The 15,126-nt window shown below is 37.9% G+C and carries 14 protein-coding genes and 2 pseudogenes; 12 read left to right on the plus strand and 4 right to left on the minus strand.

Features of this window, described 5'->3' with window-relative positions; genetic code table 11:
* Positions 1-127: 127 nt before the first annotated feature.
* Positions 128-1,396, minus strand: a complete 1,269-nt coding sequence (locus WCV65_RS03475) for a competence protein CoiA family protein (protein WP_338780092.1) — start codon at positions 1,394-1,396, stop codon at positions 128-130.
* Between the two features lie 311 nt (positions 1,397-1,707).
* Between WCV65_RS03475 and WCV65_RS03480 the strand changes: the two genes are divergently transcribed.
* The 4 genes from WCV65_RS03480 (at position 1,708) to WCV65_RS03495 (ending at position 6,011) form a co-directional block, all read left to right on the plus strand.
* The gene (locus WCV65_RS03480; RefSeq protein ID WP_338780094.1) at positions 1,708-2,475 is read left to right on the plus strand and encodes a DUF6710 family protein; all 768 of its coding nucleotides are present in this window, start codon (positions 1,708-1,710) and stop codon (positions 2,473-2,475) included.
* A 349-nt stretch (positions 2,476-2,824) separates the two neighbouring features.
* Positions 2,825-3,682, plus strand: a complete 858-nt coding sequence (locus WCV65_RS03485) for a hypothetical protein (protein ID WP_338780096.1) — start codon at positions 2,825-2,827, stop codon at positions 3,680-3,682.
* Between the two features lie 575 nt (positions 3,683-4,257).
* Entirely contained in the window at positions 4,258-5,307 is a 1,050-nt protein-coding gene (locus tag WCV65_RS03490; RefSeq protein WP_338780098.1) for a NosD domain-containing protein, read from the plus strand.
* A gap of 302 nt (positions 5,308-5,609) precedes the next feature.
* Positions 5,610-6,011: a hypothetical protein gene (locus WCV65_RS03495; protein WP_338780100.1), complete on the plus strand. Its 402-nt coding sequence runs from the start codon at positions 5,610-5,612 to the stop codon at positions 6,009-6,011.
* 189 nt (positions 6,012-6,200) lie between these two features.
* On the opposite strand, the gene WCV65_RS03500 is transcribed toward WCV65_RS03495, so the two are convergent.
* The gene (locus WCV65_RS03500; RefSeq protein ID WP_338780102.1) at positions 6,201-7,094 is read right to left on the minus strand and encodes a LysR family transcriptional regulator; all 894 of its coding nucleotides are present in this window, start codon (positions 7,092-7,094) and stop codon (positions 6,201-6,203) included.
* A 132-nt stretch (positions 7,095-7,226) separates the two neighbouring features.
* On the opposite strand from WCV65_RS03500, the gene WCV65_RS03505 reads away from it, so the two are divergent.
* Positions 7,227-7,805, plus strand: coding sequence for a LysE family transporter (locus tag WCV65_RS03505; protein ID WP_338780104.1), 579 nt, complete (start codon positions 7,227-7,229; stop codon positions 7,803-7,805).
* Positions 7,806-7,946: 141 nt separating this feature from the next.
* The gene (locus WCV65_RS03510) at positions 7,947-8,096 is read left to right on the plus strand and encodes a hypothetical protein (protein ID WP_338780106.1); all 150 of its coding nucleotides are present in this window, start codon (positions 7,947-7,949) and stop codon (positions 8,094-8,096) included.
* Between the two features lie 25 nt (positions 8,097-8,121).
* Here the strand turns inward: WCV65_RS03510 and WCV65_RS03515 are convergent.
* Positions 8,122-8,322 (minus strand): annotated as a pseudogene (locus tag WCV65_RS03515) (DinB family protein); the annotation flags it as partial.
* A gap of 598 nt (positions 8,323-8,920) precedes the next feature.
* On the opposite strand from WCV65_RS03515, the gene WCV65_RS03520 reads away from it, so the two are divergent.
* From WCV65_RS03520 to WCV65_RS03545, 6 genes and pseudogenes are all read left to right on the plus strand, one after another.
* A complete protein-coding gene (locus tag WCV65_RS03520) occupies positions 8,921-9,169 on the plus strand; it encodes an acyl carrier protein (protein ID WP_338780108.1) in 249 nt (82 codons plus the stop codon).
* On the plus strand, positions 9,162-10,556 hold the full coding sequence (locus WCV65_RS03525; protein ID WP_338780110.1) for an AMP-binding protein: 1,395 nt from the start codon (positions 9,162-9,164) through the stop codon (positions 10,554-10,556). Before WCV65_RS03520 ends, WCV65_RS03525 begins: the two co-directional genes overlap by 8 nt.
* A gap of 386 nt (positions 10,557-10,942) precedes the next feature.
* Positions 10,943-12,208: an MBOAT family O-acyltransferase gene (locus tag WCV65_RS03530; RefSeq protein WP_338780111.1), complete on the plus strand. Its 1,266-nt coding sequence runs from the start codon at positions 10,943-10,945 to the stop codon at positions 12,206-12,208.
* Positions 12,209-12,288: 80 nt separating this feature from the next.
* A complete protein-coding gene (locus WCV65_RS03535) occupies positions 12,289-13,209 on the plus strand; it encodes a hypothetical protein (RefSeq protein WP_338780113.1) in 921 nt (306 codons plus the stop codon).
* Between the two features lie 144 nt (positions 13,210-13,353).
* Positions 13,354-14,094: a type I methionyl aminopeptidase gene (map, locus tag WCV65_RS03540; RefSeq protein WP_338780115.1), complete on the plus strand. Its 741-nt coding sequence runs from the start codon at positions 13,354-13,356 to the stop codon at positions 14,092-14,094.
* Positions 14,095-14,185: 91 nt separating this feature from the next.
* Positions 14,186-14,342: pseudogene (locus WCV65_RS03545) on the plus strand (tRNA-dihydrouridine synthase); the annotation flags it as partial.
* A gap of 48 nt (positions 14,343-14,390) precedes the next feature.
* Here the strand turns inward: WCV65_RS03545 and WCV65_RS03550 are convergent.
* Positions 14,391-15,122: a hypothetical protein gene (locus WCV65_RS03550; protein WP_338780117.1), complete on the minus strand. Its 732-nt coding sequence runs from the start codon at positions 15,120-15,122 to the stop codon at positions 14,391-14,393.
* Positions 15,123-15,126: the final 4 nt, after the last annotated feature.

Genomic DNA, 15,126 nt, shown 5'->3' on the forward strand with positions numbered 1-15,126 from the left:
CACTAAGTTTCTTATTAAACGAATTGCCATTTATGCATTTTGCGCTAATTTGAACAAATAAAAGAAGATATCATACTAAATAACCAATAATATAAAAGCAGCATACCTCAACAGGATGCTGCTTTACTTATTTACTTTCCAAAAGATTTCGTAATTCATTAAAACTTGTGCAATTGTTTTCAATTACTATACTCCAAACCAAGCTAGGCTTTTTTATTTTAGACATGTGTTTATTCCAAAGCTCCATTTGCTCTGTCTGATTCATACCTATTCTTTTCTTTAATAGTCGAGTTAACTCACTATAATTAAGTTCATAGGTTATTTTGTCATCCGCACGTTGCTCAAGAAGCTCTGTTAGTCTTAGCTCCCTTTCCTCTGCCTTTCTTTTACGATCCTCTTGTTCACTTTCCAAACGTAGTCTTCTCTTTTCCTCTTCATATCTTAGTTGCTCGGCAAATGCTTTCTTTTTTTGATTGATTGTTTCTTGGAAAGCTTTTCTTTGTTCTGATTCTATATCTGGATTGCTAAGTTTAAAACCGTCTTCAATAGCTAGCGCTTCAGCGAAGGCCAATTCATATCCTTCATTTATTAAGAATGCCCTTAGTGGTTTTTCTACACGATCTTTGAGAAAGCGCTGAACCTTTACGACTACATTTTCATCGTTATTAAAAATGTAGTATAGACTCCGAACATCGACGTTCTCTATGTTAGATGGATAATTGAAAAATTTAAAGAAGTTTTGATCTTTTATTTCACTTGAAATATGTCTGTCCCACTGTGCATCTTCCTTTGTTTTTAAGGCAATAGAAAGTTCCGCATCCCATAATATGATGCTGTTTTTATCTTTTTCGATAGCTTGCTCTTTTTTCTCAATGAACCAAATAGGCTCTACACCTTTATCAATAAAATAGTTGTGCCTTTTTTTAATCTGTCGAGCCAATTTAGTGTCATCTAAGGGACTTACATTTGTAATGACGGATACGGCCAGTTCCTTCTTGGGTAATTGTACAAAAATGTCAGGATACTCCTTCCAGTCAGTTTTTTCCCTGTATCCAACATTAACGAACATATCTTTATTTATTTTTGCTTTCATTATTAATTCGTCTAAGATGATGTCTGTGAGAACTTTGTGAAATTTAGATTCCCTTTCAATCTGCTTCGTGTATTTTTTCTCTGCATGATCGACAATCCTAGATTTTTCACATGCTTCTAAGTGTTGATGAGAGAAATAAAGACCTTTTTCCTCTCCATATTTTACAATCAACTTAGCTTGGCAATAAGGACACTGATAGATTTCCTTTTTTGCAAGCTTTTTGAAATTGGTTACTTCTTCAACTGGTGCAGAATAAGGCAGTTTAATAAGTTCATTATCAATTACATGCAAAGCTTCTCGCATTCTTTCACCCCGTGGTAATCTTTCACTCTATTATTATATAAAGTGGTTTATATGTAAATAATTACAAAGTGGTTAAAGGTAATCCTTTGTAAGGATAAATTTGATAGGATATAAAAATTGATAAAGAAAACAATTAACAATTATAAATAAAGTCAAGGAAAATATCCGTCAAAAAGAGTATATGAATTCACTGGGACAGATCTGCTGCTTCAGAAGCAAAACATTTCCCCGTGCTTATCCATTAATTTACGAAAACCTGTAGTATTTTTTACCTACCTCATTCATAAGCATTACTTAAGGGGGGACAGTAAATGTTCAATAGAATAAAAAAGATAAAGGAAAAAAATACAAATCACCAGTTAAATAATAAACTTAATAAAATAAATGAAATGAAGAATAAAAAAGATTTTGATAGCATCATGGAGTTTGCTAATTCTGTCTTAGAGCAGACAAAGAAGCTAGAAAACAAAAGTGGTCCGTTATGCAAAGAGTTAGAACATCCATTAATTGATGTCGTTAGATTAGTTGGGAGAAGAATTCAAACCAAGTATTTAACTAATTTGCTCTTTGAAAAAAATGAATCAGAATTACCTAGTTTATTTCCAGAAGAGGTCCTTTTCAATCAAGAATTGATGCTTGCACTGGATGGGGAAAAATTTAAGGATGTAATAATAGAGTTAAAAGAAGAAAAAACAGTTTTGTTAAGTCATGATTTAGTATTACCTTGGCCTTGGAAGACATCGAGACTTGTTAATTGTATTGCTAGAATTGGTAAAGGTAGATTAGATGGAGCGTGGCAGCAAGACTACAATCATAGTGTAGACTTATGGTTGCCAATGGGTATCGTTTGGGTTCATGGAGGAAATCACTCAATATCGACTGGGATACTTCAAGGGAAAGGTAGTATTACGCCAGAATATATTTATGATATAAGTGCTGTTTATGATTATGTGGATTGCGATGGGGTCAATTATTATCGAAAAGAGGATGGATTTATATTATCCCAAGTGAAAAATGCTGATATTGCAGCAATCTTTGAAATAGGTCGATTGATGAAGGAAAACTCTATAAGCTATTAGAACAATTCATCAGGTTAGCGTAAAGCACGGGGACGGTTCAAATGCTTGGAAAGCATGAGAAAGATAAATTCAAAACAACCTTTAAAGATTGGGATCGATAGAATAAGCAATGGAAAGATGGTAGGTACCTTTCCAAAGAAAATGCAGTAGGCGTTGATCGGTATGGAAGAAAAGACTTCTATGTGTATGCTGTCACTGAAAAAGGCGGGGGACTTGTAACTTCTTTTCCAAGATATAAGTTTAGGTATGATGATTACCACCAATTCGTACAGTACGACTATTTGTGAATAATTTAAAAGAGGCATACTATTATAGTATGCCTATAATCCATTAAAATTTTGGAGGAAATATGAATTCTATTAAAGCAAGACTCTTATATAATGTAAAAGACTATGTGAAGGATTGTGATGATTTTACATTTTGTGTTGATTATCATGGGAATCCCATACTGTTATTAGAAAAAAAGGTTAATGGTAAATTTAAACATGAAGTATTTCATTTTACAAGTGATAACAGTGTTATCAATATAAATTTCCCAGAAGTTAAAGATTTTTTTAGTTATGTTCAACCTATAGAAGATAAGTGGTTATTTGTTTGTGGCTCAGATGAAATCTATGAGAATAATGCAAGCGTATATGACTCTGATGGTAAATTACTTTATACATTTAAAATCGGTAATGGTATTCAAGATGTTCAAACGACCATAGACTCTAAAATTTGGGTGAGCTATTATGAACAAAGTGATGGTGATGAGTTAAACTGTTTTGATATTTATGGTAATTTAACTTTTGATTTTGTAGAATTCGTTCAGGAAAATAACAGAATAATCCCGTTTATTACTGATTGCTATGCTTTGAATGTCACCAGTAAAAATATTAATGTTTATTATTACACTGAATTCCCCTTGGTTAGTATATACGAGAGCGGAGAGTACAAATTATATGAAGAATTAGGAATACGAGGGAGTAATGGTTTCGCAATAAACGATAATTTTGTTCTTTTTAATCATGACTATGAGAAAAAACCCGAGGTGAGTCTATACTCATTATCAAATAAAGAGATTAAAAAATTTCAGACTATTGATGAAAACGGAAAAATATTAGAATATGATCACTCAAAAGGCCGAGAGGATATTTTATATCTAGTTAAAGATTCGGAAATCTTTATTATTGATTTATCAGAATTAGAAATAAATAATAACAAATAATTCTCCTGAAAAGTGAAACTCTATAATGTTGAGTTTCACTTTTTCCTTTTTGTTAATTTCTGGAAGACAATATTCTGTGCAGCACTATGGCAAGTTGCACATGGAACCACGGGGACGGTTCTACTGCTTCGGAAGCATGGGAACCGTTCCCGTGCTTTGTGGATGAAATCTGAAAATACATAACCAATTCAAAATAATTTGGAATTTCCAATAATTTTTGAGCGCTTTATAATTAAGGGGATAAAAGGAACAGAAGTCATCGCATAATCAGTTTACATTTGTAAGCGTTATCAACAAACAATTTATAATGATAGGAGAATTTATTGATGCCCAGCCAATCGGCAATCCGTATGAGGATATTGGGGAAGTAATCAACTGATATAAAAAATAGGCAGAAGAACACTGATGTAAACAAAGGCGGAAAGCCGGGGGCGGTTATTTATATTCCGCCGGGGGATTATCATCTTGTCAGTCAAGTCGTGATCGATATCAGTTTTCTTAAAATTATGGGTTCTGGGCACGGGTTTACCTCTTCGAGTATTCGTTTTAATGCTTCTGAAAAGGAATGGGCGGATATGCATGAATTGTGGCCGGGCGGAAGCCGTATACTTGTCGATCTTCCCCTGGAAGAAAATGATGAGGAATCTAAAGGGGCAGCCTTTTATGTAGAGCGAAGCGGCAATCCCCGGATCAGCTCGGTGGAGTTTTCGAACTTTTGTATTGATGGTTTGCATTTCGTGGAGGATGGTTCAGGAATGGCCAATCCGGAAAACACCTATACGAACGGGAAAACGGGCATTTATGTGGCAAGTGCATGTGACTCTTTCCGGATTACAGGCATGGGGTTTGTGTATTTAGAGCATGGCATCACGATTTATCATGCAGATGCCCTGTCTATTCATTATAATTTCATAGCGGAATGCGGGAACTGCATCGAACTGCGAGGCTGGGGACAGGCTTCAAAAATTACGGATAACTTTATTGGAGCCGGTTTTAAAGGATATTCCATTTACGCTCAAAACTTTGGCGGACTTTTGATTACAGCGAATAACATTTTCCCGCGAGGGGCGAGCAGTATCTATTTGGACGGTGTGACACGTTCCAGTATCACGAATAATCGACTTCATTCCTTTTATCCCGGAATGGTGGTATTGACGGGGGATTGTTCAGAAAACCTGGTTTCTTCCAATCACTTTTTGCGTGACCATGAACCGTGGACTCCCTTTGTGGACGTAGACAATGGCTTGGATGATGAGTATGGTCTCCTTTATATAAGCGGCCATCATAATTCTGTGATTGCCAATCACTTTTCTGAAGTTGTTCATAACATCAAGCCGAAAGGTGCAACACTGGTCATCATGCGAATTGCTTCGGGTAACGGAAATTATATTTCAACGAATCATGTTGTGGCCACGGAGGTTCATGCAAACACAAGCGACTCCTGTTACGCTGCACAAGTAGAAGCATTGCTCGCGACCGAAGCAGCAGAGCCGCTTACCGTAACAACCGTATTGGTAGAAAAAGAATCGCTTCAAAATATGATTCTTGATTCGGGAAGTGATGCCCAGGTTGTGATGGACAGGACTGTAAACGCGTTCAGGGCCACTCCGGTGCCGGGAGTATAAATCCTTCATTTTTTGTGCGTTCCTCGATTGAGGTTTTTCGGGGATGATAAGGGAATTTTCATATCCAGTCTGATCTAGGATTTCTGGCCACTATTATACTGTACCCCGAATAATGGACATCTTTAAAGAAGCCCCTTATTCGGGGTTTTTGTATTTTCATAAATTATAAGAAACTAGGAACTGTGCTTATTCATTCATTTAAGATAGCCTGTAGTATTTTTTGCTGGACTCATTCATAAGCATTGAGGAGGATGTAGCAATTTTTCACAAGATGCTCAAAATAGCAAAAGCGGAGTGATTATATGTTAAAACTGCTCAGAAAAATGAACATGAATACAGCTGTATTCATAGGGATTAGTTTTTACTCTCTGACAATCTTACTCCATGTTTTAATCATAAGCGGCACTATTCCCTTTACATGGGTTAATGGGGGGCGGTCTGAATCCTTCTCTGCTCAGCTTCCGATATCTGTGATCAGTGCCTTTATTGCTGTTTTTGGCGGAGTTTTTACGCTGCTTGCCGGCGGAATTATTCCTAATCCGTTTAAAAGAGTTATAACCGTGATCTGTTGGTTTTTTGCGGCAATCTGGGCTTTCGGATTGATCCTTCAATTATTAGGGACACCTTTTGAAAAAATGGTCTGTTCATTCATTTTGCTTCTTGGTCTTATTTCAAATTTGCGGATGGCAATCGAGAAAAGGTAGGTATCTGTATCTGCCAATGGCTAACGGATCATCCTCCACAAAATAAACATACACCCACCTCCGCGTTGACATGAAGCATGGGGGAAGTAAAAGGACCATGGGAGGACGCGAGTATTCTATATTGGGTTCAGGTATAATACTGGATTGCGCTGTACTGCCGCTTCGTCCCTCTATTTAACTAGCTGATTATTACCCCAGATTGTGCATTTCTTCTGTATCCCCAATTGTTTTCATGACAACCTCAACATACGCCTCTACTGCCGGGGACAGCCACTTTTTCTTTTTTATGAGCATATGAGAATAAAAGGGATCGAACGTTCCAGAGTGATGCAAGATTTTCAGTTTGCCGTTCTGGATTTCTTCCTTGACTGTCATGTAAGGCAGGGCGGAAAATCCAAGTCCGCTCATCACAATTTGTTTAATGGCTTCGATACTCCAAAGCTCCATTGTTTGAAAATGGTGGATTCCTTGCTTGATCAGATATCTTTCAAACATGGAGCGGTAGCTGCAGCCTTCTTCATTGGTGATGAAATAGTGGCTGCCGTTATATTCGTTAAAATGGTCCGGGCCTTCCTTGCTGCTCACTAGTACGATTTTTTCTTCCCCCAGAGAATAGTGTAGGCATTTTTCATGTTTCACTTCCGGATAGACCATGAAGGCTACATCTACCCGTCCGCTAATCAAGTTCATTTGATTTTGCCCGCATGTCCCGTTGGTTAATATTAATTTGACACGGGGATATTTGAGGGAGAATTCCTTGATGATTGGCGCTAACTTGGAGATGGTTAAAGACTCGGGTGCCGCTACTTTTAATACGCCTTTCACTTCTTTTGTGCTCTTCATGCTCTTGATCTGATCGTGAGCAGAAAGTAAATCTTCTGCTAATGGGATTAATTCCCTGCCTAGATGAGTAAGCTGCAGGTTTCGATTCGTGTAGGTGAAAAGTTCACCGCCTATCGCATGCTCCAGTGCCTGTATATGGGAAGTGATGGTGGATTGCGTATAGCCCAGTTTCGCAGCCGCACCTGTATAGCTGCCTATTTCTACGATAGATTGAAATGTTAGAATGTGCCTGATTTCCATCGGTTTTCTCCTTTCTGCTTCATTTATCGAAAAAAATGATAATGGAATTTTTAATTTCAATTTTATTAATTGATCGTTTCATCTTACAATAAAACAGTAGAATAGTAAATTCGTTCATAGAAGGTGAAGTTTATGAGTATAGTAGCGTTTCTTTCATATGTGATCATTACATCCATTACTCCTGGACCCAGTAACATTCTAATGATGAATGAAGCGAGAAGATTTGGTTTTATTGGATCATGGCGGTTTATAAGCGGGATTTTGGCAGGATTTGCGGTATTGGGGATACTAAGCGGAATCTTCACAGCAGGCCTGTACAAATGGATTCCTGTTTTGGAGCCATATTTTAAGATTGCGGGAGCGGCCTATCTTTTATACTTAACTTGGCAGATCAGCAGGCCAAAGGGTTCGAAGAAGGATGGCAGAGAGGTGCAAACCTCGTTCCTTTCAGGATTTATCTTTCAGCTCATCAATATCAAAAGCATATTGTTTTTCTTAACCGTGCTGAGTGCGTTCATTTTACCATTTAATGATTCTCTTAAATCTATCGGTATTTACTTGTTTATATCTATTTTTCTGGGATGGTTAGCCTTGCTTTTATGGTCCGGGTTTGGCTCCCTGTTTAAAAAGTTTTTTGTGAAATATGACAGATCATTTCGGCTGATTATGAGTTTATTTTTGCTTTACTCTGCGGTTACGATTTTTCTCTGATACCAGAACAACAGCCATATACTTATTGATAATAGAGTCTTATCTAAGCAAGAAGGTCTTTTGTACTTTAAAAAAATAAGGAGCTGGGCATAAGCCCAGCTCCTTATTGCTGCATCTGATTGGAGGGGGTACCTTCTGCAAATGGAGCCTTCTAATAATAAAATCTGCATCTACAGCTGGGCGATGAAGGCAGCTAATGATGTACTTAGGACCAATCAATCCCACCCCAAGAAGATTGTAGCTTCCGCAGCAGAACAATTTGCCCAATATGATAAGAATCGTGCATCATGACGCTGCTGAGTAAGTGCTCCACAGAGTACCTGTTCGCTGCATACGGAGCTTTTAGCTTTTCGTCATCTAGTTCCGCGATAACGGTTTTTAATTCATTCATGACTTCGTTAAGGCGTTTTACGGTTTGGGCCCAGCCATTTTCGTCTTGTGGATCTCCTGGATTTGCGAAAGTTTCTTCATTATCCTTTGCTTTATGCGGATTTTCTGTGCCCTTAATTCGATGGATGACGTCTTCATTCCAATAAGTGTGTCTCTCAGTTAGTTCTCAAGTAAATCTGTTATCATAGTCCAAGCCGTGTTGAGGTAGAAGCACAAATAGTTTTAAAAGAATGCAGGTCACCCTTTAAGGGGGAACCTGCTTCTATTTGTTGGAGTTTTTTTACTTCAATTCGATTCATCACTCGATGTAAAAATTCAGAGCAATTCACAAGAAAAGTATAGAACAAAAAAAGGATACATGACTCGAAAAGAGATAACACATTTTACCAGTCTGCTAGAGTTCTTGCTTTTTAAAAAGGCGATATGCTAGAATCAAATTTGGAATGATAACTATTATCAATAAGAGGTATTGATAGTGTGAAAATAGTGGTGTGTCAAAGAAAATTTTATATACCAGTAGCGCATTGTTCATGATATCTTCTACGATTATCCAAAATAATTTTTGAAAGCTGGAGTGCTTTTTTGACTATTTAAGAAATCGAGCTGAAGTTTTTATGATTCCCAAGTGAATAATCATATACTTTCCAGATACTGGAAATAGTTAGTTATAGAAAGTATTTCTTCACCTAGATGCAGAGACAGAAATTATTGAAAGGATGTAAATAATGAGAAATATCGAGAAATATAGAAATGCTTTTATTAATGGGTTGGATATAGAGGAAGATGCTGTATGTGAGAATTTAGTACTTGGAGCAACGCCAGAATGGGATTCAATCGGACATATGGCACTCATTTCTGAGATTGAGGATGTATTTGATGTCTCATTAGATTCAGAATGGATGACAGAATTCAATTCTTACCAGTCGGGAATTGAGCTATTGAAACGTTTGGGAGTGGACTTTATTAATGAATAGCTTCAAAAAAATGGAGCAGTTTGGAAACCACACCGCTGCATATGCTGACCGAGAATATTCTTACTCTGAAATGTTAGAAATATCTGATGCTATCTGCGGTAAAGTAGGTGAAAGGACGCTCATTTTTTGTTTATGTTCAAATAATAAAGAGTCTTTATTTGGCTACGTAGGCTTTATTAGAGGTGGTGTTGTCCCCGTGCTTTTGGATGCATCCATTCATATTGATCGGTTACTTCGGCTGATTAGCCTTTATAAGCCTGCATACATCTGGGCGAGTAGCGAAAATAAAGATCTTTTAAAGATAATGGATAGTTCTTTTGTATATGGAGATTACACATTATTTAAATGTCCGACCTATTTCCAACATGATCTTCATGAACATCTTGCCCTCCTTTTAACAACCTCTGGAAGTACTGGGAGCCCCAAATTTGTTCGTTTAAGTTATGAAAATATTTTTAAAAATGCTGAATCAATAGCAAAGTATCTTGACATCAATGTAGACGATAAACCTATAACAACACTTCCAATGAATTACTCCTATGGTCTTTCTATCATTAACAGCCATTTAATATGCGGAGCCGCGATTATTGTAACGGATGAATCTATCATGAAAAAGAAGTTTTGGGATTTATGTAAGGAGCAACGAGTAACAACTTTTGGTGGAGTTCCTTTCATGTATGAGATGCTTGATAGGCTGAAGTTTGAAGAGTTTAATCTTCCAAGTTTAAAAAAACTAACTCAGGCAGGTGGGAAATTAAGCGAAACTCTATCGCGAAAATTTGCTCATTTCTGTAATCAGAAAGGGATTCAGTTTTTTACTATGTACGGTCAAACTGAGGCTACAGCGCGGATGACCTATTTGCCATATGAAGATAATCTTAAAAAAGCCGGAAGTATTGGCATCGCCATTCCAGGTGGAGAACTGATTCTTCAAGATGACAAGGGAAACAAAATTACAGCGCCTAATTTGATGGGCGAATTGATATATAAAGGTCCAAATGTTTCTTTGGGGTATGCTGAGTCGTTATTCGATCTTTCGAAAAAAGATGAGAATAACGGTATTTTGCGTACCGGAGATATGGCTTATTTTGATGAGGATGGGTATTTTTTTATAACAGGCCGCATCAAAAGAATGATTAAAGTCTATGGAAACCGTATCAGCCTTGATGAAGTAGAAGCATTTTTATATGAGCATGGTCATGATTGTATCTGTGCTGGAACAGATGACCAAATGTATATTTACACATTAAAAGAAGATTATGTTCAGATAAAAAAAATAATCAAGGAAAAATTAAACTTAAAGGGCTTTAAGATTATGAGAATTGAGGAAATCCCACGTAATCATTTCGGAAAAATCCTCTATTCAAACCTTCCGAAACATGGATAATTTATAGACACCTTAACCAGTATCAGGAATTAATTACGGAGATCTAAAACCGCGTGTACCACCTTCTAGGTGAAAGATTGGAGTAACATGAATTCACACTAGTATATGTAAGCGTTAGTCGACATATTGTACAATTTACTGCAGCTTTGATTATTTTTGGATCAGAAAAAATATAAAGTGATTTATTATCAGGTGATTGGATGACTTTTATATCAATTGAGTTTCTTCTATTTCTCGCAATAACCGTTTTTTTGAATTATTTAATCCCCCATCGATTAAGATGGGTTCTTTTATTAGTCGCGAGTTACGTTTTTTACGCGAGTTTAAGTATTCAATTTATACTATTGCTACTTGGAAGCACAGCTTTTACTTATGTTACTGGAATCATGATTGAAAAACAGGAGACAAAAAAACAGAAGAAAAAAGCCATGCTAATTGGTATTTCCGTATTGTTGTTTTTTCTCGGTTGGTTTAAATATTTTAATTTTGTAAATGACTCGCTTCGAGCGTTGGCAGAATTCATGGATAGGAATTATACCATACCCTACCAGGAGATTGTCCTGCCCTTAGCTATTTCATTTTATACATTTCAGGCAGTGAGTTATCTTGTGGATATTTACTATGGAAAGCAAAAAGCGGAAAGACATTACGGTTATTTTTCGGTATATTTTGCATTTTTTCCACAATTGGTTGCTGGGCCAATTGAACGTGCCAAAAAATTAATTCCACAATTGAAAGTTGAACATCATTTAAATTATGAAAATTTAGTCTATGGGATGAAGCGAATTGCATGGGGTTTTTTCAAAAAGACTTTAATTGCAGATCGTATAGCTCCAATAGTTTCTAGTGTTTACGATAGTCCTAACCCGACTGGTTCACAAATCGTTCTAGCTACTATTTTATTCTCGATACAATTGTTCGCTGATTTTTCAGCATGCAGTGACATTGCCATCGGTTGTGCAAGAATGCTGGGAATAAAACTGACAGAAAACTTTAAGCAGCCGCACTTCGCCGTTTCGATTTCAGATTTTTGGAGCAGATGGCATATAACGCTCTCAACATGGCTTAGGGACTATATTTTTTTCCCGTTATGTAAGGGGAAAAAGAAGAGAAGTCAAATTTATTTAGCGATTGTGATTACTTTTTTAGTGAGCGGAATTTGGCACGGAGCCGCTTGGACTTTTGTTTTATGGGGTCTAATTCATGGTTTTTATCGCGTGTTTGGAGATGCTACTAAGTCTCTTCGTCAAAGCATTACTTCATATATTCAATTGGATAGAATTCCAGTGCTCCATATGTGGGTGAAAATTGCAATAACCTTCCTGCTAGTCTGCTTTTCCAGAGTTTTTTTTCGATCGGATTCCTTAGCACAAGCATTTGATTATGCAAAGCTTTTCTTAACCATTAGCTCCTGGAACCCGGTGGGAATATTTAAAGCTTTTGAAATTTTTCCGTTACTGGATTTACTACTTTTCATTTTTTTCTTTAGTATTCTACAACTATTTCAGTATATCGAAAGAAACCATGTTTCAACTTGGAAATTTCTATCGAAGCACTCAATATTCACTAGATTTGCATTTTATATTTTTCTCATTTTTTCAGTCCTTGTATTTGGTGTTTCTGGTAATGGATTTGTTTATGGGGGATTTTAATCGAGATACAAATTTCATGTGAAGTTTAGGTGCATTTTACACTTTAGCCATGCAGCAATTTTGGTAAAAGAAACACAGTGTTGAAAGGATTTGCTATGGGACGATTATTCATCAAGTTAACAATTATCATGGGTGTTGTTATCCTACTGTTTATGCCAGTAAATAATTTTGTGAAGGATTCTTATGATTACAATATAGACCATACGATACTGGCATTTAAGAAACATCCATATCCTGTTGATATCATCAATCTAGGTGCATCTCATTCAATGTATGGTTATTATTTTAAGCCGACTGGTTTGTCCCATCTGGACTTAGCGCTTCCTTCTCAGACCATTCAATACGACTTTAAATTGTTGAAAGAGTATGGCAAGTATCTTAAACCTGGTGGTGTAGTTCTCGTTTCCATCTCTCAAATTACTTTCGCCAATTCTGAGGCTAAGAACATTGGCAATTATTATAAAGTCTTAGACCGTAATGAAATTGAACCGTTTAATCTAATTGATTATTACAGTTACTTGTACTTACCAGGGACAAATAGTGGGAGTTTTAATTCTGCGGTCGCGGGTAAATTGAAAAAAGTAAAATGGAATTCTCATCAGCCTTGGGCAAATAACGGTAAAAATTATTCGGGGAGAAAGTTAAAGAAAATAGAAGAACAGTACCGAGAAGCAGTTGAAAACGATAACATTGAACGAAATGTAAATCAGCTAAGAGAGATTGTAGATTTTTGCAGCGGGAAAGGCTACCAAGTTGTATTGACCATGGAGCCCGTACATCAGTCTTATTTAGGCTATTTCAATGAAAAAGTAATGAGTAGACTCGTTTTTCAGCATTTAGAAGCTCTTAATTTAGATGTCCCATTATTAAATTATATGAGTGATGAAAGATTCGTAGACAAAAAAGAATATTTTATCGATCCAGATCATTTAAACAGCGAGGGGAGAAGAAAGTTCTCTTGGATAGTATACGAAGACCTAAAGAGAATGGGCTATTTATAAAAGGTTTAAATTACCAGATTATTTTGAGTTAAATCAGGAAAGCGCGGAGACGGCAGATTGATCCTGAAGCATAAGCTTGGTATTTTAAAGCAAACAAAGGAATAATGACTGTATAGAAGTCAAAAAGAAAACGAGGTACAAAAAATGATTGCGAAAACAGAAGAAGATTTCAACGGTTTAAAGGAAATTGGCAAAATTGTCGCGTCCATTCGGGATGAATTGGTGCAGCGAACAGTTCCTGGCATAACGACAAAGGAGCTCGATGATCGGGCCGGGGAGCTTTTTGAAAAAGCGGGGGCTGTTTCAGCACCAAAAGGCGAATATGATTTTCCGGGGTTTACGTGCATTAGCGTAAATGAAGAAGTGGCACATGGGATTCCGGGTGACCGGGTGATCCAGGAAGGCGATCTCGTCAACATTGATGTATCTGCTTCCAAGAACGGTTATTTTGCCGATACAGGAATCTCGTTTGTAGTGGGAAAAGGCGAAGAAGTATTGACGAGATTATGTGAAACTGCGAAGAAGGCATTTGAAGCAGGCTTGGAGAAAGCGAAACCCGGTTCCAAAAAGAGCAGAATCGGAAAAGCCGTATTCGAAACAGCTAGAGAGAATGGATTCACCGTTATCAAAAACCTTACAGGACATGGGATTGGACGCACGATCCATGAAGCCCCTGACCATATCTTAAATTTTAATGATCCATGGGATAATGAGATATTAAAGGAAGGGATGGTCATTGCCTTCGAACCATTTATCTCAACCGCTGAAGAAGAAGTGTTCCAATTGGAAGATGACTGGACCTTTGCTACTAAAAAGAGCTATGTTGCCCAGCTGGAACATACGATTATTCTAACGAAAAACGGTCCGGTTATTTTAACCCTCTAATAATAAAGGGAGCTTATGAAAAAGAAACAATTCTGTATGGCACGGGGACGGTTCTGCTGAGAGCCGTCCCCGTTGCTTGCTATAATGTGATCTGCCACGTCCATTTTTTGTGCAGGCACCGATTGAGGATGTGACGGATGTTGTGTTTCGTCATGCGGGGAGTGCGGCGGGGCGGCCGGATGTGTGAGTTTACAAATTTGAATGGTTATTTTCATCCGGATTGCATTGAGAGTGTACGCGGGCATTTGAGCCATGAAGGAAGCGTATTTAAATCGAATCACATGGGGTGCTACCTGCTACATGTTTCCGTCTAGCAATGCATTCCAATGCAGTCGCGTTGCGCGCTCCACGCTCCCTGCTGCGGCGCAGAAGCCGAGTCCAATGTTGATCCACGCCGGCAGAGAAATGGGTGAGTTGAAGGTCCCGAAACGCTGAGCGATCTCGGGTACCTGAGTGACCGCATCGATGATCTGAGGGATGGCTAAAACCATCGGAACAATAAGCATGATCAAGGAAATGAAACTGATCCAGCGGCTCAAAGTGGGGTGTTCGCGATCGAGACGGGCACGCCGTCCTTCAGCGGAACTTTCATCCGGGATAAGCTGGTGCACCGTTCCTTCGTCGGTTACGAAATGGCAGCGTTTGAGGCCAAAGACCGTGGACGCTACCTCGATCGTTCCTCCAGCAACAGAGAAGGAGGCAGGGAGCTTAGACTCGGCGTAATGTTTGCCATCGAGGTATAGGTGTGCCGTTCCTTTATCGTCATCTGCAGAGAAAAACTTCTGCCAATACGGGACGTCAACTGCGAACACTGCTTGCCGGCCATCATCGTTTGTCAATGTGAGGTAAAACAGTGCACGGGAGAGCTGCTGCCACCAGCGGAAATCCTTTAGCGGACGCCCGTTACCGGCCTTGATCCGCCGCGCTGCTTTACGTCTGCGTATCTCTTTGAACATTTCCTCAACTCCTATATATAAAATTAACAACATGGGAAACCCTGCCTCAATTTTTTCACCATGTGGTTTCACTGAC

The sequence above is a fragment of the Metabacillus sp. FJAT-52054 genome (assembly GCF_037201815.1).
Classification (GTDB): domain Bacteria; phylum Bacillota; class Bacilli; order Bacillales; family Bacillaceae; genus Metabacillus_B; species Metabacillus_B sediminis.